Below are 22,683 nucleotides of genomic sequence, written 5' to 3' on the forward strand. Positions count from 1 at the left end.
CATGACGCGAATCCGGCGCGGCGCCATCGACCTGACTCGTGTCGCTGTCTTTTGGGTCCGTATCACCGTCGGCCTGGCAGCGCTCGCCCTGGTGACGACAGCCCAGGCCAGAACGCTGCACGTCGCGGCAGAGACCGCTTCGTCGCAGCCGCTGACTATCTACGGCGTACTCGATCCGCCCCAAGTGCGCCCCCTGCTGGCAGACTTCCATCAACGGAATCCGGATATCGAGATCGAGTACCACAATCTGGAAACGCTGGCGCTGCACGCCCGGGTACTGCAGGAGCGCAATGCTCCCCGCGCCGATGTTCTGATGTCACCGGCCATGCCGTGGCAGTACGAACTCGCCAACGAAGGCCTTTCCGAACCGCTGGACTCCCCCGCTGCTGCCGCCTGGCCAAGCTGGGCGCGCTGGCGCCAGGAACTGTTCGGATTCACGTTCGAACCCATCGTCATGGTCTACCGCCGCGACCTGGCCCAGCGCATGGCGCCACCCACGAGCCATGCCGAGCTGCTGAACCTGCTGCAGCAACACGCCGACGTTCTGAAGCACCGGGTGGTCACCTATGATCCACGCCGTAGCGGTGCCGGCTATACCTATGCCATCGAGGATGCCAGAATTTCCGCCCGCTACTGGGACCTGGTCGAGGCGCTGGGCCAAAGCCATAGCGCCCTGGAGACGACTACCGGCGCCATGCTCGAGGGGCTCAGTGATGGCCGCTACTGGATCGGCTACAACCTGATCGGCTCCTACGTGCAGGATTACGTCGCCACGCACCCTGAACTGGTCATGGTCGTGCCTCAGGACTATGCCCTGGTCCTGCAGCGTCTGGTGATGATGTCTCGAGAGGCGCCGCACCCCGCGGCGGCGCGGCGTTTCATCGACTACCTGCTGAGCGCACCGGCCCAGCGCCTGCTCGCCTCCCACACCACGCTGGGCGCCGTTCATCCGGGCATCGACGGTGCCGGCACCGCGGCAGATCTCAGGGCCCGGCTGGGCGATGCGATTCGCCCGGTCCAGATCGGCCCGGGTCTGCTGGCGACACTGGATACGCTCAAGCGCCAGACGCTGCTGGAGCAGTGGCAGCAAGCGTTCGACAATCACTCGACCTTTACCGACGGGCCGATGGAGCCGTCCGCTCCCTTCTCTCCCACTCCAGTGCCCACCGCTTCCTTGCCCGAAGCTTCCCAACCCTGAGCCATCCATGAAACGACTCGATCAACTGGTTACCGCTCACGCACGCTCTCGCACCCGCGCCCAGCGCCTGATTCGTCAGGGTCATGTCAGTATCAACGACGGAACGACGTGGCGCGTGGCCACCAGACCCGGCGAGAAGCTGCCGGAAACCACGGCGCTGCGCATCGAAGATGCACCCGAAGAGCGCTATGTCTCGCGGGCCGGGCTCAAGCTGGAATCGCTGCTGGAAACGCTGGGCCGCCGCTTCGACGGCCTCTGCGTCCTCGACATCGGTCAATCCACCGGCGGATTCACCGACTGCGCCCTGCGCTACGGCGCCAGACAGGTCATTGGCATCGAGGTCGGGCACGCGCAACTCGACGCCACGCTGCGCGAGGATGACAGAGTCACCTGCCTGGAAGGCGTCAACGCCCGCCAGCTACCCACCGCGCAGCTGGAAGCCCTGGCGCCGGCGGGCATCGATGCGGTGGTGATGGATGTCTCGTTCATCTCGCAGACGCTGATCCTGCCCGAGATCGCGCGGCTACTGCGACCGGGCGCCGAGCTCTACTCACTGGTCAAGCCCCAGTTCGAGGTCGGCCCCGGCAAGGTCGATCCGCGGGGCATTGTGCGGGATGAGGGCCTCTACAAGGTCGTCGCCGGCACGTTGCACCAAGCGTGTCAGGATCAGGGCCTGGACGTCGATCACTGGCAGGAGAGCCCGATCCGGGGCGGCGACGGCAACCGTGAGTTCCTGCTCCACGCCCGGCGACGCTGACTCACGCCAGTCCACGCCGGTCGCCAGCGCCGCGATCACCGTCCGCCGTCTCCCCCGTCGCTACCGCCATCGTGGCCGGGACCGCCGACATCGCTGTCTCCCAGGTGGCCGTCGTCGCCGCTGGGCATGCGACGGGAATGAGGCGGCCGGGCGTTCGAATCGAAAGCCGAGCCCAGCGTCGCGTCGTCTCCGCTGGCGCTCTGGACCTTGGCGACCTGACCATTGTCGCCATGCAGCCAGACATCCATCTGGTTGAACGCCACGCGAATGCCGTGCTCCTTGAACAACCGATCCAGCCGGCGGTTGATCTCGTCGCTGGCGTAGAGCCGATCCAGCAGATCGTTGACGAAGATACGCAGCTCGAAATTGAACGCGGTCGGCCCGTAACTGATACAGAACACCTGCGGCTCGGGGTCGCGCAGTACTCGCCGGTTCTCGTCCGCCGCCTGACGCATCAGCCGATGCACCTCGTCGAGGTCGGAGCCGTGCGAGACCCCGTAGGTCAGTACCACTCGGGTGACGTTGTCCGACAACGACCAGTTGATCAGCTGGTCGGTGACGAACGTCTTGTTGGGAATGATGATCTCCTTGCGGTCGAAGTCGATCACCGTGGTGGCACGAATCCGGATTCGGCTGACGGAGCCATGGAGCTGGCCGAGAGTGATGGTGTCGCCGATCCGCATCGGGCGTTCGAACAGAATGATCAGGCCCGAGATGAAATTGGCGAAGATCTCCTGCAGACCGAACCCGAGCCCGACACCCAGGGCCGCGACGAGCCACTGCAGCTTGTCCCACGACACCCCCAGCGTACCCAGGGACATCACCACGCCCGTGCCGACGATGATGTAGGAGAGCAGGGACGAAATCGCATAGGCGCTGCCCTGCTTGAGCGTCAGCCGCGACAGCACCATGACCTCCAGCAGCCCCGGCAGGTTGCGCGCCAGCATCATGGTCAACGCCACGGTGATCAGCGCAATGATGACATCCGCCACGGTGATCGGGTCCAGAGTCATGGCCTCGCCCTGGCCGCGCTCGATCTCCCATACGCTGACATGGTCGAGATAGGTGAACACTTCCAGCAGGTCCGACCAGATCAGATAGAAGGCGCAGGTAAAGCCGATGAACAGGATCAGCTTCGACAGCCTCAACGACTGCTGATTGACCTGCTCCATATCCAGCGGCGGCTCTTCGATCACCTCGAGGCCGCCCTCGGCACCCTCCTGGATCTGCGCGCGTCGACGCGCCACCGCACGCCGATAGGCCAGCCGGCGCTGCGCCACGGCGAGCCCGCGAACGACCGTGGCCTCGACCAGAATCCATAGCCCGAAGATGTACAGCGAATTGATGAACCGTCCGATCAGGCGCAGAGCCGCATATTCATAGCCCAGCGCGATCAGCCCGGCGAGCACCAACGGCACCAGCGCCAGCGCCAGACCCAGCAGCAGCCGAAACAGCTTGAGACCGAAATAGGGCACGTGGGCCAGAATCAGACGCACCAGGATCCAGCTCATCGCCAGCAGGCCCACCAACAGCGACAGCAGGAACAGCGGACGGCTGGATAGCTCGGCCTGGCTGCCGGGCGCGGTGCCGCTGATCAGGATGATCGGGATCAGCGAGATGCCCAGCCAGAACAGCAACCGCCGCAGCCGAGCCACATAGCCGACCGACCAATGGAAATGGCGCGTCGCGACACCGTCCGATACCAGCAATCGCCGCGCCCAACCGAGCACGCCCCAGGCCAATGCAAGCAGCAGCATCGACTCGCCCACGCGCTCGGCGAAATCGTCACTGCCGAGTCGCAGCAGGCCGCCCGCCACCGCCAGCATCAACGGCCCATGCGCCGCCAGCAGGGCGTTGTAGAGAATTGCACGCGGCGTATGCATCTGCGTATCGCGCTTCAACCGGCCGATCTGCTCATGCAGGTTGAGCAGACGTACCTTGATCCGGCGCCTTACCAGCAGCAGCGTGGCCGTCAGCAACAGCACCGGGATGACCGCCAACGCACGCAAGTCCGGCACCTGCCAGAAGCTGGCCAACGCGTCTTTCCAGGCCCCCTGCTTGACCTGACTGGCCACAATGGCGGGCGCATCGCGCCACCAGCCGAAGGTCAGCGGTCGCGCACTGGCAACCCAGAACAGCTGCTCCTCGATCGCGCCGCGCAGCGACGTGGTAAGCCCCGCCAGCTGCTCCTGGTTGAGCTGCAGATCGATCGCCACCGTCAGCAGACTGCCGTACTCGCGATCGAGCTGCTCCAAAACCTCGCTACGCGACTGGAACAACTTGGTCAGGGCATCGACCAGCGAAGGCGTCACCTCGATATCGGTGGCAGCCAGGCTCTTCTCCGCCTGGGCCCGCGGGTGGCGGAGCGCGTCGCGCTGATCCACCAGATCGAACTGGCTCAACCGCGTCTTGGCGATCTCCTCCTGCAGCCCGCCCAACTGGTCGACATCCGGCAGCGCGCGGCGCTGTTCGTCGAGAATTCGTGATAGCAGCGGACTGCCGCGAATCGCCTCGATCTGCTCGTTGAGCGTGCGCTTGACCTGACGCACCCGATCGAGCTGCGAGCGGGTATCGATGGCCTGTCGAATCAACTCGTTGGTGCGGTCGGTCACTTCGAGCAGACGGTTGCTGAGATCGCGGTTGGTGTTCTGGATATCGCGCAACACCGGATGCGCCTTGATCGCCGCGCTGCCCTCTTCGCCGATGTCGGCCACCGCTTTCTCGGATTCGGCTCGACGCTGACGATCGAGCGCCTCCTGCAGCGCATTCAAACGGGCCTCTTCGATCGCCACCTGACGCTGAAGCAGATCGCGGCGCTGGGTGTCCAGCTCGCGCAGCTGCGTATTGTTGGCCAGTTCCCGACGGTGGTATTCGGCCTGCAATTCCGCCAGTGCCAGCGCCAGCTGATAGCGAGCCTGGCCCGGGTCGAAGGTGGGGCTCTGGCTGACGTCGTCGTCCGGCCTCTGGAGCTGAGTTCGGGCCTGTTCCGCATCGGCCATCGCCTGGGCAATGGCCGACTGTGCCCGCTCAGGCAGCGTTTCCGCGCTGATCAGCCGCGCATTCACCGACGCCAGCTGATTCTGCAGCGTTTCGAGCTGATCCAGGGAGTCGGAGGTCTTCTGGCCCAGCGCCTCCACTGAAAGCCGATCCAGCGCATCGGCCTCGGGCGACTGGCTATCGCTCAACCCGGCGAGCTGACGTTCGAGTTCGCGAATGCGCTGGGGTGCCTGCTGCGCCGAGCTTTCGAGCGTCTTCAGCTCCTTGCGCAGCGACTCCAGTGAGTCCAGCGATTCCAGCGCGGCACGTAGATTCTCGAGGTCCGTGCGCTGCTGCTCGTCGGGCGTTTCGACCTTTTCGAGTTTCTGTTGCTCGGCCTCGAGCTTGGCCCGGGTCGGCAGGCTGTCCGTCTGTTGCGCCGAAGCAACAACGCTTGCCATCAGTATGCACATTACCAATGCCAAGAACATGATACGCTGAGCCGCTCTGCCGAGAACGGCGGAGACGTCGTCGTCGCGGGTGCCGGTCGTACCGGCGTCGCAGCGGGCGGGGGCCGGGGTCGATGCCATCAGGTCAATCGCCTTTGCAGATTCGAGCGGTTGCTGAAGAGATCCTGGTCGTCTGACAGTGTCATCTCTGGCCGGATAATCCGACATGCCCTCTCCTCGTCAACTTCGTTCATGCGGCCACCATTGCCTTTATGCGGTGGGTTTTGCCGCCGAATCCGGAGTTTACCGCCAGCCGGTGCGGATTCCGAGGTGTTCGTCTTCTCGTCAACCGAGTTTGACTTAAGGCGGTGACATGCTAGAAATCGACACTACTTGCCAGGAAGCCCGGTTTTTCTCGCTCTGATCGCGCTTCCACCTATTGGATCATCTTGACAGGACAGTCTTATGACGCCTTTTCGCTCGCTGCGCCATACCAGTCTTCTACTGCTGGGGATGCTGACCACGCCATTGGCGACCGCACAGGTATCGGAACCGGCTCCCGCCGTCGATCCGGTTCAACGAGCGAACGAGCAGGCAGACGTACGCCGCGATCTCGAAGCGGAAACCGCGGAGAACCCGCTGGCGATCACCACCTATCGCCGCAACTACTTCCTGCCCTGGACCTACAACACCAATCCGGACAAGTCGGATTTCCGTGAAATCACGTCCGAGGGTGATGTGGACAACTCGGAAATCAAGTTTCAGTTGAGCTTCAAGATCAAACTGCTCGATGACATGTTCGGAGAGAATGGCGATCTGTATTTCGCCTATACCCAACGCAGTTGGTGGCAGGCCTACAACTCAGAAGCGTCCGCGCCCTTTCGCGAGACCAACTACGAGCCTGAAGGCTTCGTGAGCTTCGATAACCGCTGGACGGTGCTGGGCTGGACCAACACCATCAACCGGGTCGGCTTCGCGCATCAGTCCAATGGCCGTTCGGACCCGCTCTCGCGCAGCTGGAACCGAATCTATGCCGAGACGATCTTCCAGCGTGGCGACTGGGCCGTCAGTGTCGCCCCGCACTGGCGCATCCCCGAAAACGATGAAGAGGACGACAACCCCGACCTCGAGAACTACATCGGCTACGGTGACCTGACCGTGGTGCGCGCGTACGGCGATCAGGAAGTTTCGCTGATGGTTCGCGGCAATCCGGGCAAGTCGAACTATGGTGGCCAGCTCGACTATTCGTTCCCGCTGTTCGGCAAGGTCCGTGGTTATGTACAGTACTACAAGGGCTACGGCGAGAGTCTGATCGACTACGACCACGACGTGCAGCGTATTGGACTAGGCTTCAGCATCAACACCTTTTTAGCCGGGATTCCCGGCATGCGTTGATGGCAGCAGTCAGCATGACTATGCTAGTGAACGCCAATCGACTGTCAGAGGAAGACAACCATGACCATGCAATCCATCGGCGGCAACGGCCCCGAACGTGAACGCGAAGCTTCTACCGAGCAGCTCAAGGAAGATCTGCGCAATCTGTCGCACACGGTCGAGGAACTGATCCACGCCACCGCGGATGACTCTCGCGGTAATATCGCTGAACTTCGCGAACGCGCTCAGCAGCGCCTGCAGGACACTCGCGAGCGTCTGGAAGCCCGTGGCGAGAAAATCTACGCCAATGCTCGAGAGCAGATGGATGCCACCGATCGCTATGTTCACGACAATCCGTGGACCAGCATCGGAATCGGCGCAGCCACCGGCGTAGTGCTGGGGCTGCTGCTGGGGCGCCGTTAATGGCGGGGCCGGCTGAGAACGTGATCACCGCCGCACGGCGATTGATCAGCAATCTCATTTCCAGTGGCGAGACGCGGCTGCGTCTCGCGGTCGTCGAGTGGGAAGCCGAGCGCGAACGCCTGCTGAAGCTGCTGCTGCTCGCCGGCGCGGGGCTGATCATGCTCTCCTTCGCCATCGGGATGCTGCTTCTGCTGATCGTGGTGGTGTACTGGGAAGACAACCGGCTGCAAGCTATCGCGATCTGCTCGGCGGTACTCTTCGTGATTTCGGGCATCTTGATCTTCGCTGCCAAGAAGGTGGCCAGTCAGCGCAAGCTGATGGCGGCGACCTTGCATCACCTGGATCAGGATCGACAGTCGTTGGGGCCATCACATGACTGAACGCACTCGGCAGCAGCAGATCGACGATCTCGAGGATGAAATTCTTCAGAATCGCCTCGACATGACGTCTGCGATGCGGGAATGGCGTGATGCCACGGCGCCGATCGACCACGCCTGGGAAAAGCTGATGAGTTGGCGAGTCGGTCTGATGGCCGCGGGCGGGTTACTGGCCATGCGTAGTGCACGCAAGCCACGCGCCACCGGACGCCTGCTCAGGCGCGGCTTGACCGGACTCATGATGTACAACCGCGGCAAGGCGCTCTATCGAGCGACGCGGGGACGTAACCGCTGACCGGCGACAGCGTTTCAGCGAAGCTTCCAACGGCCACTGCAGATCAGTGGCCGTTTTTCGTTAATGGGGCAACACGCTCGCGGATCGAACGTCGATCGACAGCTTTGATCGACAGTTCGAAAGCACCGCCTTACCGGCTCGGCCGTCGATTCGGCTGTTAGACGGCCTGGCCGCACGCCACGCCGGAAGCCCAGGCCCACTGAAAGTTGAAGCCACCCAACTGACCGGTGACATCAAGCACTTCGCCGATGAAATGGAGCTGAGGAACGGCGTTGACGGCGAAGGTCTTCGACGACACCGCATCGGTGTCGATGCCACCCATGGTGACTTCCGCCGTGCGCCACCCTTCAGTGCCCGCCGGCTTGAATTGCCAGGCCTCGAGCCCTTGGGCCAGCGCCTGGATATCGGCGTTGGAGAGCTCGGCCAGCGTTCTGTCCTTCCATCCCTGCCATTCGAGCAGCGCCTGCGCGAGCCGCTTGGGCAGCATTTCGCCAAGCCAGGTGCCGACTAGCCGCCGTGGCGAGTCGCGCCGTAAAGCGCTCAACGTATCGGCCACCGCAATCGATGGCAACCAGTCGATCGACACCGGCATCCCCGGCTGCCAGTGGCTCGAGGCCTGCAACATTGCCGGCCCCGACATCCCACGGTGGGTAAACAGCAGCGGCTCGCGGTAGCTCCCCTCGCCGCAGCGTGCTTCCACTGGGCATGACAGCCCGGCCAGCGTGGCGAGAGACGTCTTCCATTGTGATGTCACCGTGAACGGCACCAGCGCCGCTCGCGTCTCGGTGACGGCCAGACCGAACTGACGAGCCACGTCGTAGCCGAAGCCGCTGGCTCCCAGCGTCGGGATCGACAGACCGCCGGAGGCGACGACGACGGCTCCAGCGTCCACCCTGCGGCCGTCGATCTCGAGCCGCATGCCGTCACCGCAACGCTCGACCCTGCCAACCGACGTGGAGAGAGAGACTTCGACACCGGCCCATTCGCACTCGGTCATCAGAACGGAGACGATATCCTTGGCCGAATGCGCGCAAAACAGCTGCCCGGGTGCCTTTTCGACGTAGTCGACCCCGTGACGCTCGATCAACTCCACGAAATGCTGCGGCGTGTAGCGCTTCAATGCCGAAATGGAAAAGTGAGGATTGCGCGAAAAGAAGTGCGCCGGCGTGGTCGCGAGATTGGTGAAATTGCAGCGGCCACCGCCGGACATCAGGATCTTCTTGCCGGCCTTGTTGGCGTGGTCGACGACCCTTACCCGCAGGCCGCGATAGCCCGCGGTCAGCGCGCACATCAAGCCGGCAGCGCCAGCCCCGACGATCACGACGTCGTAGGTTCTCATCTCCACATCGACCTTGGCTTGCTGAGGGGGGAGCATTCTAACAGAGCCGTTTTTCGATACGGCCTTTTCATTTGACGGACGGTAAGGTACTAACGAGAAGCGAAACTTCATAGCACATCGCATCGGCAATGCCCTTTGATTCCTTGTAGCACAGCGCAGACATCGGCCTTTTATGACAATGATACCGCCGGCTCTCTCGACGGCCTTCTTTTCTCGCAAGCGTGCTACGCCGCTATCGACGCTGCTGAGCCTGACGACACTTAACCTGGCCACTGCCGCCGTGCTGCTGTTCGGTCCGGCGTACGCCCAGGCCCAGGCTGAATCGCCGATTGCCGTGATCGGCGCGACGGTCAGCGCCTCGACCTGGCAGGACCCGGTCGAGGCATTGGGCACTCTGAGAGCGGACGAAAGCGTCACGCTCTCCTCGACGCTGACCGCCACCGTCCGCGCATTCAATTTCGAGGATGGCGATCACGTCGATGCCGGGCAGTGGCTGGTCCAGCTCGATGACGACCAGGCCCAGGCTGAACTGCGCGCCGCCCAAGCGCTCCTCGGACAGCGCCAGAGTGCGCTCGACCGCGCTCAACAAATGCAGGATCGCAACCTGGGGATTCGCGCCACGCTCGAAGACAACGCCGCCCAGGTGCGCCAGAGCGAGGCAGAGATCGACGCCATTCGGGCCCATCTGGCGGACCATCGTCTACAGGCGCCGTTCGCTGGCACAGTTGGTCTGCGCAACATCAGCGTCGGCGCGTTGGTCACTCCCGGGACGGATCTGGTCACGCTCGACAAGCTCGATACCATGAAGCTCGACTTCACCGTGCCGGCAACGCTGCTATCGGTATTGCACCGGGGTCTCACGCTCAGTGCCACGACGCCGAGCTATCCCGACGATGTGTTCCGCGCCGAGGTCGCGACGCTCGGTACGCGAATCGACCCCGTATCTCGCAGCCTGGTGGTTCGCGCCGACCTTCCCAACCCCGACGGCAGGCTGTTGCCGGGCATGCTGATGGAGGTCAAGCTCAACCAGCCCGCGCGACAGTCGCTGACGATACCGGAGAGCGCGCTGGTTCCGGACGGCGAACGCCAGACGGTGTGGCTGATCGAAGCGGGCCAGCCGCCTCGAGTCACCCGCCGAGAGGTGACCACCGGTGAACGCCGGGAAGGCGAGGTCGAGATCGTCGACGGCCTCGATAGCGGCCAGCGTGTCGTCACTCACGGCACGCTCAAGGTCCGCGAAGACGACCCCGTCGAACTGATCGCCACCGATGTCGGCACGGGCGATATCAAGGACGTGCTGGAACGTCAGCGCCGGGCCTCTCGGTCACAGACTTCCGAATCCCAGGCACTCGAATCCCAGACACCCGAACCACAGACACTCGAATCACAGACATCTGAATCCCGGGCTACCGAATCGCAGGCCGACGACTGATGCGGATTTCCGATATATCGATCCGCCGCCCGGTCTTCGCCACGGTCGTCTCGCTGCTGCTGATCGCCTTCGGCCTGCTGGCCATGGAGCGCTTGCCGCTGCAGGAATATCCGGCGATCGATCCGCCTATCGTCAGTATCGAAACCAATTACCCGGGTGCCTCCGCCAGCGTGGTCGAGACCCGCATTACCCAGCTACTCGAGGACCGCATCGCAGGCATCGAGGGCATCGTTTCGATCGAATCCAGCAGCGCCGACGGTGAGTCGGAGATCGACGTCGAGTTTTCGCTGGATCGCGACATCGACGGCGCAGCCAACGATATCCGCGACCGCATCTCGTCGGTGGCCGACAATCTGCCGGATCAGGCCGAGCCTCCGGAGATCGAGAAGAGCGACAGCAGCGACGACGTCATCATCTGGCTATCGCTCTCCGGCGAGGGCTACTCCATTCCCGAGTTGACCGATTACGCCAATCGCTATCTTGTCGATCGCTTCTCGACCCAGAACGGCGTAGCGCGGGTACGTTTGAGCGGCGGCAAGGAGTATGCGATGCGCGTGTGGATCGACCGCAACGCCCTCGCCTCCCGCCAGCTCACCGTCGACGATGTCGCCGACGCGCTCGAGAACGAGAACGTCGAGCTGCCGGCCGGATTTCTCGAATCCCGCGATCGCCAGTTCACGCTGCGTATTCCGCGCAGCTTCACCACCGCCGCCGACTTCCGGGATCTGGTGATCTCGCGAGGCGCGGACGGCTATCTGGTGCGGCTGTCGGATGTGGCCCGGGTGGAGGTCGGCTCGGTCGAGGAACGTTCGTTATATCGCGGCAATGAAATGCCGATGGTCGGCCTGGGCATGATCAAGCAGTCCACCGCCAGCGTGCTGGAGGTCGCCGACGGCGCCAAGGCGGAAATGGCCAGACTTCAGTCGACGCTCCCCGAAGGCATGCAGCTGTCGCTCAATTTCGATTCGTCGGTGTTCGTCTCCGGCGCGCTACATGAAGTCGTGTCGACCCTGTTCATCGCCATGGCGCTGGTCGTCGTGGTGATCTTTCTGTTTCTCGGCAATGTGCGCACGACGCTGGTACCGGCGGTGACCGTCCCCATTTCTCTGATCGGCACCTTCATCTTTCTGGCGATGTTCGGCTTCACCCTCAATCTGCTGACGCTGCTGGCACTGGTACTGTCGATCGGGCTAGTGGTCGACGATGCCATCGTCGTGATCGAGAACGTGCACCGACGCATGGTGACTCACGGCGAGACACCGCTAGTCGCCGCCTACCGCGGCACCCGACAGATCGGTTTCGCCGTCATCGCCACCACACTGGTGCTGATTACCGTGTTCATTCCGCTGAGCCTGCTGCCGGGGGACATCGGCCGCCTGTTCTCGGAATTCGCGCTGACGCTCGCCGCCGCCGTCGGTATTTCGTGTCTGGTCGCGCTGTCGCTGGCGCCGATGCTGTGCTCGAAGCTGCTCAGCGCGCGGATGCACGAGAGTCGTGTCAGCCGCGGCGTGCACTGGCTGCTGGATCGCTCGCAAGCAATCTATCGGCACTGTCTACGCTGGGCGCTGCGCTGGCGCTGGATCGTGATTGGACTGTTCGGGCTGGTGCTGCTGCTGACAGCCTGGCTCTTTCAGCAGCTGCCCGACGAGTACACGCCCAAGGAGGATCGCGGCAACTTCTTCGTGCTGATCGAAGGGCCGCCCGGGGCGACTTTTCACTACATGCAGGATTACTACGATGAAATCGAGACCCGCTTGATGACGCTGGTCGACACCGGCGATATCAAGCAGCTCTCGATCCGCGGTCCACGTGGATTCGGCAACGTCGAGAATTTCAACGACGGCATCGCGATCGTCACGCTCAATGACTGGGGCGAACGGCGTTCCGCCTGGGAGATCATGGCCGATGTCAAACACCGACTGTCGGGCCTGCCCGGTGTCACCGCCACCCCGGTCATGCGTCAGGGCTTCGGTGGCCGGGTCGAGAAGCCGATCCAGTTCGTCATCGGCGGTAGCACCTACGATCAGCTGGTCGACTGGCGCGATCGGCTGCTGACGCGTATTCGCGCCGACGGCGATACCGGCCTCGAGGCGGTCGACAGCGATTACAAGGAGACCCAGCCGCAACTGCGCATTCAGATCGACTACGACCGCGCGGCGGCTCTCGGCGTGACCGTCAGTACCATCGGCAACACGCTAGAAACCCTATTCGGCGGACGCAACGTCACCACCTACGTCGACAATGGCGAAGAGTACGATGTCATCGTCGAGGGCGAGCATGACCGCCAGCGCGCGCCCAGCACGCTGGACAACGTGCAGGTGCGCTCGGCCGTCAGCGGCGAGCTGATTCCGCTGGCGAGTCTGGTCTCGGTGTCCGAGTTCGCCGGTGCCAGCGAGCTCAATCGTTTCAACCGCATGCGCGCGATCACGCTCGAGGCCAACCTCGAGGATGGCGTGGCGATCGGCGACGCGCTCGACTACCTGCAACGGATCGCCGCCGAAGAGCTTCCCAGCGAGGCGGTCATCGATTACAAGGGGCCTTCTCGCGACTATCGGGAAGCCAGCGGCGCCACCACGTTCCTGCTCATTCTGGGCGTGGTCGTGGTGTTCCTGGTTCTCGCCGCTCAGTTCGAGAGCTTCATCCATCCGCTGGTGATCATGTTCACCGTGCCGCTGGCGATCAGCGGCGCGCTGCTGGGGCTATGGGCCAGCGGGCAATCGCTCAACATCTATAGCCAGGTCGGGCTAGTCATGCTGGTCGGATTGGCAGCCAAGAACGGCATCCTGATCGTCGAATTCGCCAACCAGCTGCGCGACGAAGGGCTGGCTTTCGCCGATGCGCTGGTCGAGGCCGCGGTGACTCGGCTCCGGCCGATCCTGATGACGACGGTCACCACCATGGCCGGCGCCGTACCCTTGATCCTGGCGTTCGGGCCCGGCGCCGAATCACGCATCGTCATCGGCACCGTCATTTTCTGCGGCGTTGCCGTGGCCACCCTGCTCACGCTGTTCATCGTTCCGGTGGCCTACGACCTTTTGACTCGAAACACCGGGTCTCCCGGCGACGTCGGCCGACGCCTCGATCGCGAGATGCAGCCCGACAATTCCGCTACCGGCCGTCCTAGCGAGTAACGGAATTGCGACTACACTGAGACGATGGCGTCGTTGCAAAGCGGATCAACGAGACGAATGCTATTGCAAAAACCGCGGAGAGATCGTTTCATCGAGCCGGAGGAGTGAACATGAGTCTGTTCCATCGTGACGACAAGACAGCTGGGGAAGGCCGTATCGATGACGATATGGCAATCGCCGCCGAGCGTGCCCCTCATCTGGGTGACGACCCTATCCGCGAGGAGCCCGAGCTGGCTGCGGACCTGGATCCTCGGGACGCTGCAGCGGATCCGCTGGAAGAAAGCATCGACGAGCCGCCCGCCTATGCCACGGCCTATCTGGCGCATGAGGGTTGGGGCGAACGTTCTCGTCGCAGGCTGGACGACCAGATTACCGATACCCGCGAAAGTTGCGATGAATTCGTGCAACGCAAGCCGTGGCAGAGTGTCGGCATCGCCGCGCTGGGTGGCGCGCTTCTGACGCTGCTGCTGACCCGGCGCTGACCGCTCCTCTTTTCGCCAATGGTCGGTGCCACCGACTGTATATTCACTAACCCTTCACCATTTTCAAGATTAAGGATGATCCATGAGCCGCAACTATCGCGAAGACACTCGCCGCCATTATCAGGATGCCAAACGCCGCGGACGCCAGAGTCTCGACCGCGCACGCCATCGTGCCGATGACGTCAGCCACGAGCTGGCGGAACACGCCGAAGAAGCCTGGCGCGATACTGATGACTACGTGCATCGCAATGCCTGGAGCAGCATGGGCGTTGCTGCGCTGGCAGGATTTGCTATTGGCTTCCTCGCCGGCCGACGCTAAGTCTCCGGCCTTTCATCGGCCTGACGGCAAGATAGTATGACCTCTGACGGCTCCGTGGCGCCCCTTCGTGGCAAGTCACGGGGCCGTCGAGGGTTTGGTGGATGCCACGCGACAACGGCCGAATCGTCATGATCGATATCGTCGGGCTCCGTCTGTCAGTGAACGCTTCCCATGAGGCGGTGCTTTCTACTCTGTCGCCCCTTGCGGGGCTACCCTGCTGACCCTTCCAACCTAGCCTGTCGACACTTCCGGCCTACCCTTTCTCCCCTTCCGGCCTACCCTGTCACCCCTTCCGACTGCTCGCAAAGCGTCTCGCGCAGATGGCGCAGAGAATCCGCATCGCTACTATCGGGCCATAGCCACAGGCGCTGCCCGGAAAGGTCGAATGCCGACAACAGCGGGCCCAGGCGCACGACTCGGCACGTTCGGGGCTGCCAGTGACCGCCGTCGATGGAGCTCTCCCACACCGCGTGTCCATTGGTCTGCCCGCACCGAAGATAAAACCGTCGTGGCACGGCGAGAGATTGCCGGTAGCTCAGCCCGATCGCGACGAAGGCCACCGCGACAGCGACCCGGTAATCGAGCCACCATCCCGCGTAGCTTGCCAAAACCAGCCCCAGCAGAATCTGGCCGGCAAGCGACAGCCTAGAGCGTCTGATGACGACGACGATCGATGGTCTCGGCATGTTCGACGATCATCTTGACGAGGCGACGCATATCCGGATCCTGCGGCCACTCGCGGCGCATCAACCAGGTGAAAAGATCCTGATCTTCATTGGCCAGCAGTTCCCGGTAAAGTACCTGGTCCCGCGCCGGCAGCTGGTCATAGCAATCTTCGAGAAACGGCATCAGCAGTAGATCGAGTTCCCACATGCCTCGCCGGGAGTGCCAGTACAGTCGTCTGCGTATCACATCTTCGTTGTCCGGCATGCATTTTCCTCGATCGAGTGTATTGCAGAGCATTATACCCATGTGGATTCTTTGCCACTATCTTCGCCGCTATCTCAGCCGCTATCGGCGAACCGGAGCCCAACGGCTAATGCGTTGTTTTCTCAAAAGTTGCGAAGTATGCTGAAGCGACAATAATAGATGTCGGACGTCCGTTATGCCGTCCGCCACCGCCAGGCAGAGGCTTCACGGAGAATGTCGATGACCAAGTCTGAATTGATCGAACAGATTGCCGCACGCCGGCCCGAGCTATCGGCCAAGGAAGTGGAATCCGCGGTGCGTGTCATTCTTGACGACATCACCAGTGCACTCGCCGACGGGGGACGCGTCGAGATTCGCGGATTCGGCAGTTTCTCGCTGCATTTTCGCGAGCCTCGCACCGGGCGAAATCCCAAGACCGGCGACGCCGTGGACCTCGACGGCAAATATGTCCCGCACTTCAAGCCGGGCAAGGAACTACGCGAACAGGTCAACGCCAGCCGCGCGCTCGGCTACTGATCTCCCCAGTCACTGCAGCCATCGTTCCGGCGAGGGCTGCCACCGCGGAATCGAATGGCGGCGAAAGCTGCCAGCGGTGTGTCACCAGGAATTGCTATGCGCTGGCTCAAAGGCGTCATCCTCGCCATCATTCTGATCGTCGTGCTGCTGCTCGGCATTCTGTTTGCGGTCAACAACCAGCAGCCGCTGCCGTTGGATCTGATCTGGTTCCAGTTGCCGCCAGCGTCACTCTCGCTGTGGCTGCTGGTGGCACTCGCCTGCGGCGTGATTCTCGGCATGCTGGCCATGACCGGCATGTACCTGCGCCTGCGCACCCTTCTGACCCGCGCCCAACGTCACAATCAGCAACAGCGCAAGGAACTCGATCGTCTGCGGACGCAGGAGTTCAAGGAAAGCACCTGAATGAGCGATGTACTGCTGCTAGCGTTGCTGGTGGCAGCCATCGCCATCGGCTGGTTGCTGGGCCGTTGGGAGTCGGGGCGCTTTCGCGCTCCGCCTCAACCGCCGCGGGGATCTCTGCCGAAAGATTACTTTGTCGGCCTCAATTACCTGCTCAACGAGCAACCCGATCGTGCGATAGAGACCTTCACCCAGGCGCTCGAGGTCAACAGCGATACAGTCGAAACCCATATCGCGCTGGGTAATCTCTATCGTTCGCGTGGAGAAGCCGATCGCGCCGTCCGCATTCATCAGAACCTCCTCGCCCGCCCCGCCCTGACCCCCTCACAGAGCGGCCAGGTGCAGCTGGAACTTTCCCGCGACTTTCTCAATCTCGGCTTGCTGGACCGCGCCGAGCGTCTGTTGCTGTCACTGCAGAAAAGCCACGTCGAGGATGCCCAGAAGCTTGCCGGCAAAAGGCTACTGGTCGATCTGTTCGAACGCGAGAAAGAGTGGGCGCAGGCGCTGGAGGCCGCCCAGCCCCAGTTGGTTCGCCAGGATGCCGATATCCGGCGGGCCGCGGCGCATTGGCACTGCGAGCTGGCTCATCGGCATCGCTGCGACAACAGCCCGTCACTGGCCCGCAAGGCATTGAGGCAGGCGCTGCAGACCGACGAGCGCTGTATCCGCGCCAACTGGATGCTGGGGCAACTGGAATGGGATATCGGGCAGTATCGCAACGCGGCCCGGTTCTGGCAGCGCGTGCCGGAGCAGGATCCGGGCTTTACCGCCATCGTGCTGGAGCCGCTGCGGGACGCCTATCGATTGCTCGATGACGACGACGGCTGGTGGCAATTTCTGGAGAAGCAGCTCCAGCACAATCCGCAGACCACGGTGGTGATGATGGCCGCGGATACGCTGAGACATCGTCAGGGCACGGAAGTCGCCTGCGCGTTCGTCAGCGAACAGCTTCGCGAGCACCCCAGCCTGCGGGGGGTCGATTACCTGATGGATCTCTATCTGGATGACAGTGACCCCGAAGAGCGCGATCGTCTGGAACTGCTCAAGCAACATACTCGCCAACTGCTGAGCATTCGCCCCCGACATCGCTGTCAGCGCTGCGGCTTTGGCGCCGAACAGCTCCAGTGGCAGTGTCCACGCTGTCGCAGCTGGGGCACCTGTAAACCGGTCACCGGACTGGAAGGCGAATAACGAGTCGAACCAGTGAAATGCCGGCAAGCCGCCTCGATGGCAGTCGCGCTCTCGTCACGTTCAGCCCTGCAACGAATGCTCGATAGCCGCCAGCGCCGCCATCGGATCGCTTGCCTGGGTTACCGCTCGACCGATGACCAGGTGGGTACTGCCGGCCGCCATCGCAGCGTCGGGAGTCATCACGCGTCGCTGATCGCCCCGCTCGGCTGTGGCAGGGCGAATTCCCGGCGTCACCTTGAGAAAGCTTTCGCCACACAGCTCGCGTAACCGGGCGCTCTCCCGCGCCGAACAGACAACGCCATCCAATCCGCTCTCCTGAGTCAGTCTGGCCAGCCGCTCGACCTGACTCAACGCGTTCCCCGTCACCCCCGTCTCCCCGAGCTCGTCGTCGGACATGCTGGTCAGCACCGTGACTGCGATCAGGTGGATCTTCAACCCCCGCTGCGCCAATCGCTCGACGCTGGCCTCCATCATCCGACGGCCACCGGCTGCGTGCACGTTGACCATCCACACGCCCTGGTCCGCCGCCGCCTCGACCGCGCCTGCCACGGTGTTGGGAATGTCGTGAAATTTCAGGTCCAGAAATATCTCGAAACCGCGTTGATGCAAGGCGTCGATAGCGGAAGGCCCAACCCGAGTGAATAGCTCCTTGCCGATCTTGACTCGACACCGAGCAGGGTCGAGCGCATCGGCCAATTGCAGTGCCGATGGCAGATCCGCGTAGTCGAGCGCGATGATGAGCGGCGAGTCGGTAACAGACATGGGAAGAGCTCCGGCTATCGAATTCGTGCAGGAGTATACCGAATGCAACGCAGCCAGGGGTCGTAAACCGAATCGGCGACTGCCGCGAGTCATCCTATAGCGATTGGCTTACAAGACTCTGCGAGTTCCACCCATCAATCCGCTGTCGAGGTCGTCGATAGAAAAAGAGACGGCCGGCCAATAACAACCCCGGCTTTCTTTCTCCTTACCTCTGAAGGAAACCACAAAATGAAGACGTTGATTCACGCAGCACTGTTCTCGCTTCTCAGTTTCTGCGCGCTGCCGGCGCTGGCGCAGGATGCCACGGTCAATATCAACGAGGCATCGGCCGAGACATTGGCCACGCTTCCCGGCATCGGCGAAGTCAAGGCACAGGCCATCGTCGCTGATCGCGAGTCCAACGGCGACTACAAGACGCTCGAAGATCTCACTCGGGTCGACGGCATCGGCGAAACCACGGTTACCAATCTCGCTGACAGCGCGACGCTCTAGTTCGTTACCGCCAGCACTACCCGGGGCCGACAGCGGCTCCGGGCCAATCCCGCTTGCAATCCCGACGATCGTCTCCATCTTGACACATTAGGCAGCGTCAACGACGGAGACTTCATGCCCCTGCTTCTGCTCTTTGTGCTACTGGCCATCGCCGATTTCGCCATTCTGTTCTCGGTCGGTGCCAAGATCGGTCTACTGGCGAGCTTGCTGTGGATCGTCGCCAGCGCCGCCTTCGGCATCCATCTCATTCGCCGCGAAAGCCTGCTGACACTGCAGCGCGCCCGTGAGCGCATGGCGGCCGGCGAGATCCCTTCGGATGAACTCATGGCAGGCGCCTCTTTCGTTTTTGCCGGCCTGCTGTTGATAGCGCCCGGCTTTCTCTCGGACGTATTTGGACTCCTGTGTCTGCTACCGGGCAGTGGTCAGCTATGGCGACGCTGGTCGGGCCGCGGCGCGCGCCATCCCGATGTTCGCGGCAACGATATCCCCGGTGACTGGAGTACGCACCAACGTCAGCGCGAGGATGCCGCCGATGACGGCCGCGCTCAGGATTCCACGCCGCTACTCGAGGGCGACTATATCGGCAAGAAAGATACGGACGGGCTCGGCAAGAACGACATGGACGGAGACCGCCGTCAGCGATAATTTTTTTCGTCGCGCCCTTGAAACCGGGCAACCAGACCCAATCAAGGCAGCAGCGATAGCTTTAGGCCATCAGGCCCATTAACCGGAAGGCCTAGCCTTCGCCCCTTGAGCCTGGCTCATGCGGGAATGTGCATTTGCAACATGCAACCATCAGGAGAACGTGAGCAATGAAAATCCGTCCCTTGCACGATCGCGTCATCGTACGTCGCAAAGAAGAAGAGCAGAAAACTGCCGGCGGCATCGTGCTTCCGGGCAGCGCCCAGGAAAAGCCGACCCGCGGTGAGGTTCTGGCGGTGGGCAACGGTCGAATCCTCGAGAGCGGCGAAGCACGCCCGCTGGACGTCAAAGTTGGCGATACCGTGATTTTCAAGGAAGGCTTCGGCGTCGAGAAGCAGAAAGTCGATGGTGAAGAAGTCCTGATCATGAGCGAAAACGACATCCTGGCCGTCGTCGAAGACTGATTGGCCTGACCAACGCTCGACGATTCATCACGATTTCACGCTTTACATGATTTCACGCATTACATTAGGAAGATCGAACAATGGCAGCTAAACAAGTCAAGTTCTCCGATGATGCACGCAAGCGCATGGCGCGCGGCGTCAACGTTCTCGCAGACGCCGTCAAGGCGACGCTGGGCCCGAAGGGTCGCAATGTCGTACTCGAAAAATCCTTCGGCTCACCGACCGTCACTAAAGACGGCGTTTCCGTTGCCAAGGAAATCGAACTGAAAGACCGGTTCGAGAACATGGGCGCGCAGATGGTCAAGGAAGTCGCTTCCAAGACTTCCGACGCTGCCGGTGACGGCACCACCACGGCGACCGTTCTGGCTCAGTCCATCGTCAACGAAGGCCTGAAAGGCGTCGCTGCCGGCATGAACCCGATGGATCTCAAGCGCGGCATCGACAAGGCCGTCATTGAAGCCGTCAAGCACATCCAGGCACTTTCCGTACCGTGCACCGACGCCAAGGCGATTGCCCAGGTCGGCACCATCTCCGCCAACGGCGACGCACGTATCGGTGAAATCATTGCCGAAGCGATGGAAAAAGTCGGCAAGGAAGGCGTCATCACCGTTGATGAAGGCCGTGGCTTCGAAGACGAGCTGGAAGTGGTCGAAGGTATGCAGTTCGATCGCGGTTATCTCTCGCCGTACTTCGTGACCAACCAGGACACCATGGCGGTCGAGCTCGAAGACCCGTACCTGCTGCTGGTCGACAAGAAGGTCGCCAACATTCGCGAACTGCTGCCGGTTCTCGAAGCTGTCGCCAAGTCGGGCAAGCCGCTGGCGATCATCGCTGAAGACATCGAAGGCGAAGCGCTGGCGACACTGGTCGTCAACAACATGCGCGGCATCGTCAAGGTCGCAGCGGCCAAGGCACCGGGCTTCGGCGATCGCCGCAAGGCCATGCTGCAGGACATCGCGATCCTATCCGGCGGTACCGTGATTTCCGAAGAAGTCGGCCTGAGCCTCGAGCAGGCCAACCTCGACCACCTGGGCAGCGCCAAGCGCATCACCATGTCCAAGGAAAACACCACCATCATCGATGGTGCTGGCGTCGAGTCCGACATCGAAGCGCGCGTTGCCCAGATCCGCGCCCAGATCGAAGAGACTTCCTCCGACTACGATCGTGAGAAGCTGCAGGAACGTGTCGCCAAGCTGGCCGGTGGCGTTGCCGTCATCCGTGTCGGTGCCGCGACCGAATTCGAGATGAAAGAGAAGAAAGCCCGTGTCGAAGACGCGCTGCATTCGACTCGTGCCGCTGTCGAAGAAGGCGTCGTGCCTGGTGGCGGTACTGCCTTTGTTCGCGTTCTGACCATGATCCAGGGTCTGACCGGCGACAACGAAGACCAGACTCACGGTATCGCTATCGCCCTGCGCGCGATGGAATCTCCGCTGCGCCAGATCGTGACCAACGCTGGTGAAGAGGCTTCCGTCATCGTCAACCGCGTCAAGGACGGTGAAGGCAACTTCGGCTACAACGCGCAGACCGGCGAGTACGGCGATCTGTTCGAAATGGGTGTTCTCGACCCGGCCAAGGTAACGCGCACGGCTCTGCAGTCTGCAGCCTCGGTTGCCGGCCTGATGATCACCACCGAAGCCATGGTCGCCGAAGATCCGGAAGACGCACCGGCTGGCGGCGGCGGCCCGGATATGGGCGGCATGGGTGGTATGGGCGGCATGATGTAAGACGACGAAGTCGTCCAGGTATCATTACCTGATCGGGCCCCAAGCCCACTGTGGTCACTGACTTTTTAGGGTCGGTGACCACAGATAGCATTATCAGAAACCCGGTATTCGAGCTTATACAGTTCGGGTATCGGGTTTTTTAAGGTCTCAATTCAAACGATTTCGAAATTCCCCGCCGCCGCCCGCAGCGCTCATGCCCTCATTCATGTCGCTCATGAGTAGCCGTGATCCGCCTCTCGACTGGTCGTATTGAACAGCACTTATTGATATCAGTGACTTGATATCAGTGACGATAACGTCAATCGCTTACCTGCATCCGAGCGTTAAGCTAATGCGTACCCCTCTCGGCATCAGTAAATTGGAGCAGACGCTGTCTCGGGGGCTATAACATGTCAACTCGCTATTTTGTTCGTGCGGTCAATCCCAATTCACTGGAGGAGCACTTCGTAGTCGCCGATTTCCATCGAGAAGGCGCCTGCATCAATGTCTATTTCAACCGACCTGCCGCCCAGGAAGAGGCCAGGTGGTTAAATCGCCGTCACCATCGTCAGCAGCTCAAAGATGCGCACTACTTTTGCCTAGATGGCTCAGGGTCATTGACGATCTTTCCCCCTCAGATCGAGTCAACGGCTCCCTATGGTGCCCAAGTTGTTGATACTTCCCCCCAGTCGGCACCCAGTGCGCCTCATTCGGTGGAATTCTGCGACGCTGGCGACCGACCGTCGAATGCCTCGGCGTCGTGGGAAACACGAGAAGATATCCTGCATAACCTGTCTAGGCGTCGACTGGTCCGATAGAAGTCTGGTATTGCCCCATTCCTGAATGGCGTGGCCATCAGAATCTCGCAAGTCGTTTCCGAAGCCTAAGAAAAATTAAACTTTTCAGGCTTTCTGCCGTTCAACTCTCAGCAGATGACGAGAGTCAGTGCGTGTTGGCCCCATCGCGTCGGCCGACTCGTCTCGATAGGGCAGATAAAGGGAATGCAATGAGAATGACGTCGAGGGATCGAGC

22 protein-coding genes are annotated in these 22,683 nt (G+C 61.9%); 17 read left to right on the forward strand and 5 right to left on the reverse strand.

Features of this window, described 5'->3' with window-relative positions:
- Position 1 precedes the first annotated feature (1 nt).
- Positions 2–1,198: an ABC transporter substrate-binding protein gene (locus DOM58_RS05510; protein WP_110692108.1), complete on the forward strand. Its 1,197-nt coding sequence runs from the start codon at positions 2–4 to the stop codon at positions 1,196–1,198.
- A 7-nt stretch (positions 1,199–1,205) separates the two neighbouring features.
- Positions 1,206–1,955 carry a TlyA family RNA methyltransferase gene (locus DOM58_RS05515; RefSeq protein WP_110692109.1) on the forward strand — a complete coding sequence of 250 codons (750 nt, stop codon included), beginning with the start codon at positions 1,206–1,208 and terminating at the stop codon, positions 1,953–1,955.
- A 35-nt stretch (positions 1,956–1,990) separates the two neighbouring features.
- On the opposite strand, the gene mscK is transcribed toward DOM58_RS05515, so the two are convergent.
- Positions 1,991–5,521, reverse strand: coding sequence for a mechanosensitive channel MscK (mscK, locus tag DOM58_RS05520; RefSeq protein ID WP_245392168.1), 3,531 nt, complete (start codon positions 5,519–5,521; stop codon positions 1,991–1,993).
- A 324-nt stretch (positions 5,522–5,845) separates the two neighbouring features.
- Here mscK and DOM58_RS05525 point away from each other — a divergent pair, with 324 nt between their 5' ends.
- The 4 genes from DOM58_RS05525 to DOM58_RS05540 are packed head-to-tail and all read left to right on the forward strand — an operon-like array spanning position 5,846 to position 7,849.
- Positions 5,846–6,775 carry a phospholipase A gene (locus tag DOM58_RS05525; protein ID WP_083627739.1) on the forward strand — a complete coding sequence of 310 codons (930 nt, stop codon included), beginning with the start codon at positions 5,846–5,848 and terminating at the stop codon, positions 6,773–6,775.
- A gap of 60 nt (positions 6,776–6,835) precedes the next feature.
- The gene (locus DOM58_RS05530; protein ID WP_083627740.1) at positions 6,836–7,177 is read left to right on the forward strand and encodes an ElaB/YgaM/YqjD family protein; all 342 of its coding nucleotides are present in this window, start codon (positions 6,836–6,838) and stop codon (positions 7,175–7,177) included.
- Positions 7,177–7,557 (forward strand): phage holin family protein, encoded by a 381-nt coding sequence (locus DOM58_RS05535; RefSeq protein WP_110692110.1) that lies wholly within the window; start codon positions 7,177–7,179, stop codon positions 7,555–7,557. Before DOM58_RS05530 ends, DOM58_RS05535 begins: the two co-directional genes overlap by 1 nt.
- Entirely contained in the window at positions 7,550–7,849 is a 300-nt protein-coding gene (locus DOM58_RS05540) for a YqjK-like family protein (RefSeq protein ID WP_075561805.1), read from the forward strand. Before DOM58_RS05535 ends, DOM58_RS05540 begins: the two co-directional genes overlap by 8 nt.
- A gap of 157 nt (positions 7,850–8,006) precedes the next feature.
- Here DOM58_RS05540 and DOM58_RS05545 read toward each other — a convergent pair whose 3' ends face one another.
- Positions 8,007–9,188 (reverse strand): BaiN/RdsA family NAD(P)/FAD-dependent oxidoreductase, encoded by a 1,182-nt coding sequence (locus DOM58_RS05545; RefSeq protein WP_110692337.1) that lies wholly within the window; start codon positions 9,186–9,188, stop codon positions 8,007–8,009.
- 172 nt (positions 9,189–9,360) lie between these two features.
- On the opposite strand from DOM58_RS05545, the gene DOM58_RS05550 reads away from it, so the two are divergent.
- The 4 genes from DOM58_RS05550 to DOM58_RS05565 all read left to right on the forward strand — a co-directional run bounded on the left by DOM58_RS05550 (position 9,361) and on the right by DOM58_RS05565 (position 14,552).
- A complete protein-coding gene (locus DOM58_RS05550; protein WP_245392169.1) occupies positions 9,361–10,620 on the forward strand; it encodes an efflux RND transporter periplasmic adaptor subunit in 1,260 nt (419 codons plus the stop codon).
- Entirely contained in the window at positions 10,620–13,751 is a 3,132-nt protein-coding gene (locus tag DOM58_RS05555) for an efflux RND transporter permease subunit (protein ID WP_110692112.1), read from the forward strand. Before DOM58_RS05550 ends, DOM58_RS05555 begins: the two co-directional genes overlap by 1 nt.
- A 110-nt stretch (positions 13,752–13,861) precedes the next feature.
- Positions 13,862–14,233, forward strand: coding sequence for a glycine zipper domain-containing protein (locus DOM58_RS05560; protein WP_075561808.1), 372 nt, complete (start codon positions 13,862–13,864; stop codon positions 14,231–14,233).
- Positions 14,234–14,315: 82 nt separating this feature from the next.
- Complete coding sequence (locus DOM58_RS05565) at positions 14,316–14,552, forward strand: ElaB/YgaM/YqjD family protein (protein ID WP_075561809.1); 237 nt, start codon at positions 14,316–14,318, stop codon at positions 14,550–14,552.
- Between the two features lie 275 nt (positions 14,553–14,827).
- On the opposite strand, the gene DOM58_RS05570 is transcribed toward DOM58_RS05565, so the two are convergent.
- A complete protein-coding gene (locus DOM58_RS05570; protein WP_110692113.1) occupies positions 14,828–15,238 on the reverse strand; it encodes a protein YgfX in 411 nt (136 codons plus the stop codon).
- Positions 15,198–15,482 carry an FAD assembly factor SdhE gene (locus DOM58_RS05575; RefSeq protein ID WP_110692114.1) on the reverse strand — a complete coding sequence of 95 codons (285 nt, stop codon included), beginning with the start codon at positions 15,480–15,482 and terminating at the stop codon, positions 15,198–15,200. The genes DOM58_RS05570 and DOM58_RS05575 overlap by 41 nt, the downstream gene beginning before the upstream one ends.
- 159 nt (positions 15,483–15,641) lie before the next feature.
- Here DOM58_RS05575 and DOM58_RS05580 point away from each other — a divergent pair, with 159 nt between their 5' ends.
- The 3 genes from DOM58_RS05580 to lapB all read left to right on the forward strand — a co-directional run bounded on the left by DOM58_RS05580 (position 15,642) and on the right by lapB (position 17,588).
- Positions 15,642–15,998 carry an integration host factor subunit beta gene (locus tag DOM58_RS05580; RefSeq protein ID WP_157957501.1) on the forward strand — a complete coding sequence of 119 codons (357 nt, stop codon included), beginning with the start codon at positions 15,642–15,644 and terminating at the stop codon, positions 15,996–15,998.
- A 96-nt stretch (positions 15,999–16,094) separates the two neighbouring features.
- Entirely contained in the window at positions 16,095–16,400 is a 306-nt protein-coding gene (locus DOM58_RS05585) for a LapA family protein (protein WP_075561813.1), read from the forward strand.
- Positions 16,401–17,588 (forward strand): lipopolysaccharide assembly protein LapB, encoded by a 1,188-nt coding sequence (lapB, locus tag DOM58_RS05590; protein ID WP_075561814.1) that lies wholly within the window; start codon positions 16,401–16,403, stop codon positions 17,586–17,588.
- A gap of 60 nt (positions 17,589–17,648) precedes the next feature.
- On the opposite strand, the gene pyrF is transcribed toward lapB, so the two are convergent.
- Entirely contained in the window at positions 17,649–18,350 is a 702-nt protein-coding gene (pyrF, locus tag DOM58_RS05595; protein ID WP_110692115.1) for an orotidine-5'-phosphate decarboxylase, read from the reverse strand.
- Between the two features lie 228 nt (positions 18,351–18,578).
- On the opposite strand from pyrF, the gene DOM58_RS05600 reads away from it, so the two are divergent.
- The 4 genes from DOM58_RS05600 (at position 18,579) to groL (ending at position 21,672) form a co-directional block, all read left to right on the forward strand.
- Entirely contained in the window at positions 18,579–18,842 is a 264-nt protein-coding gene (locus DOM58_RS05600) for a ComEA family DNA-binding protein (protein WP_075561816.1), read from the forward strand.
- 114 nt (positions 18,843–18,956) lie between these two features.
- Positions 18,957–19,487, forward strand: a complete 531-nt coding sequence (locus DOM58_RS05605; protein WP_110692116.1) for an FxsA family protein — start codon at positions 18,957–18,959, stop codon at positions 19,485–19,487.
- Between the two features lie 167 nt (positions 19,488–19,654).
- Positions 19,655–19,948: a co-chaperone GroES gene (locus DOM58_RS05610; RefSeq protein ID WP_075561818.1), complete on the forward strand. Its 294-nt coding sequence runs from the start codon at positions 19,655–19,657 to the stop codon at positions 19,946–19,948.
- 80 nt (positions 19,949–20,028) lie between these two features.
- Positions 20,029–21,672, forward strand: coding sequence for a chaperonin GroEL (gene groL / locus DOM58_RS05615; protein ID WP_075561819.1), 1,644 nt, complete (start codon positions 20,029–20,031; stop codon positions 21,670–21,672).
- The last annotated feature ends 1,011 nt before the right edge of the window (positions 21,673–22,683 follow it).

Source organism: Salinicola halophyticus (assembly GCF_003206695.1).
Lineage (GTDB): Bacteria > Pseudomonadota > Gammaproteobacteria > Pseudomonadales > Halomonadaceae > Salinicola > Salinicola halophyticus.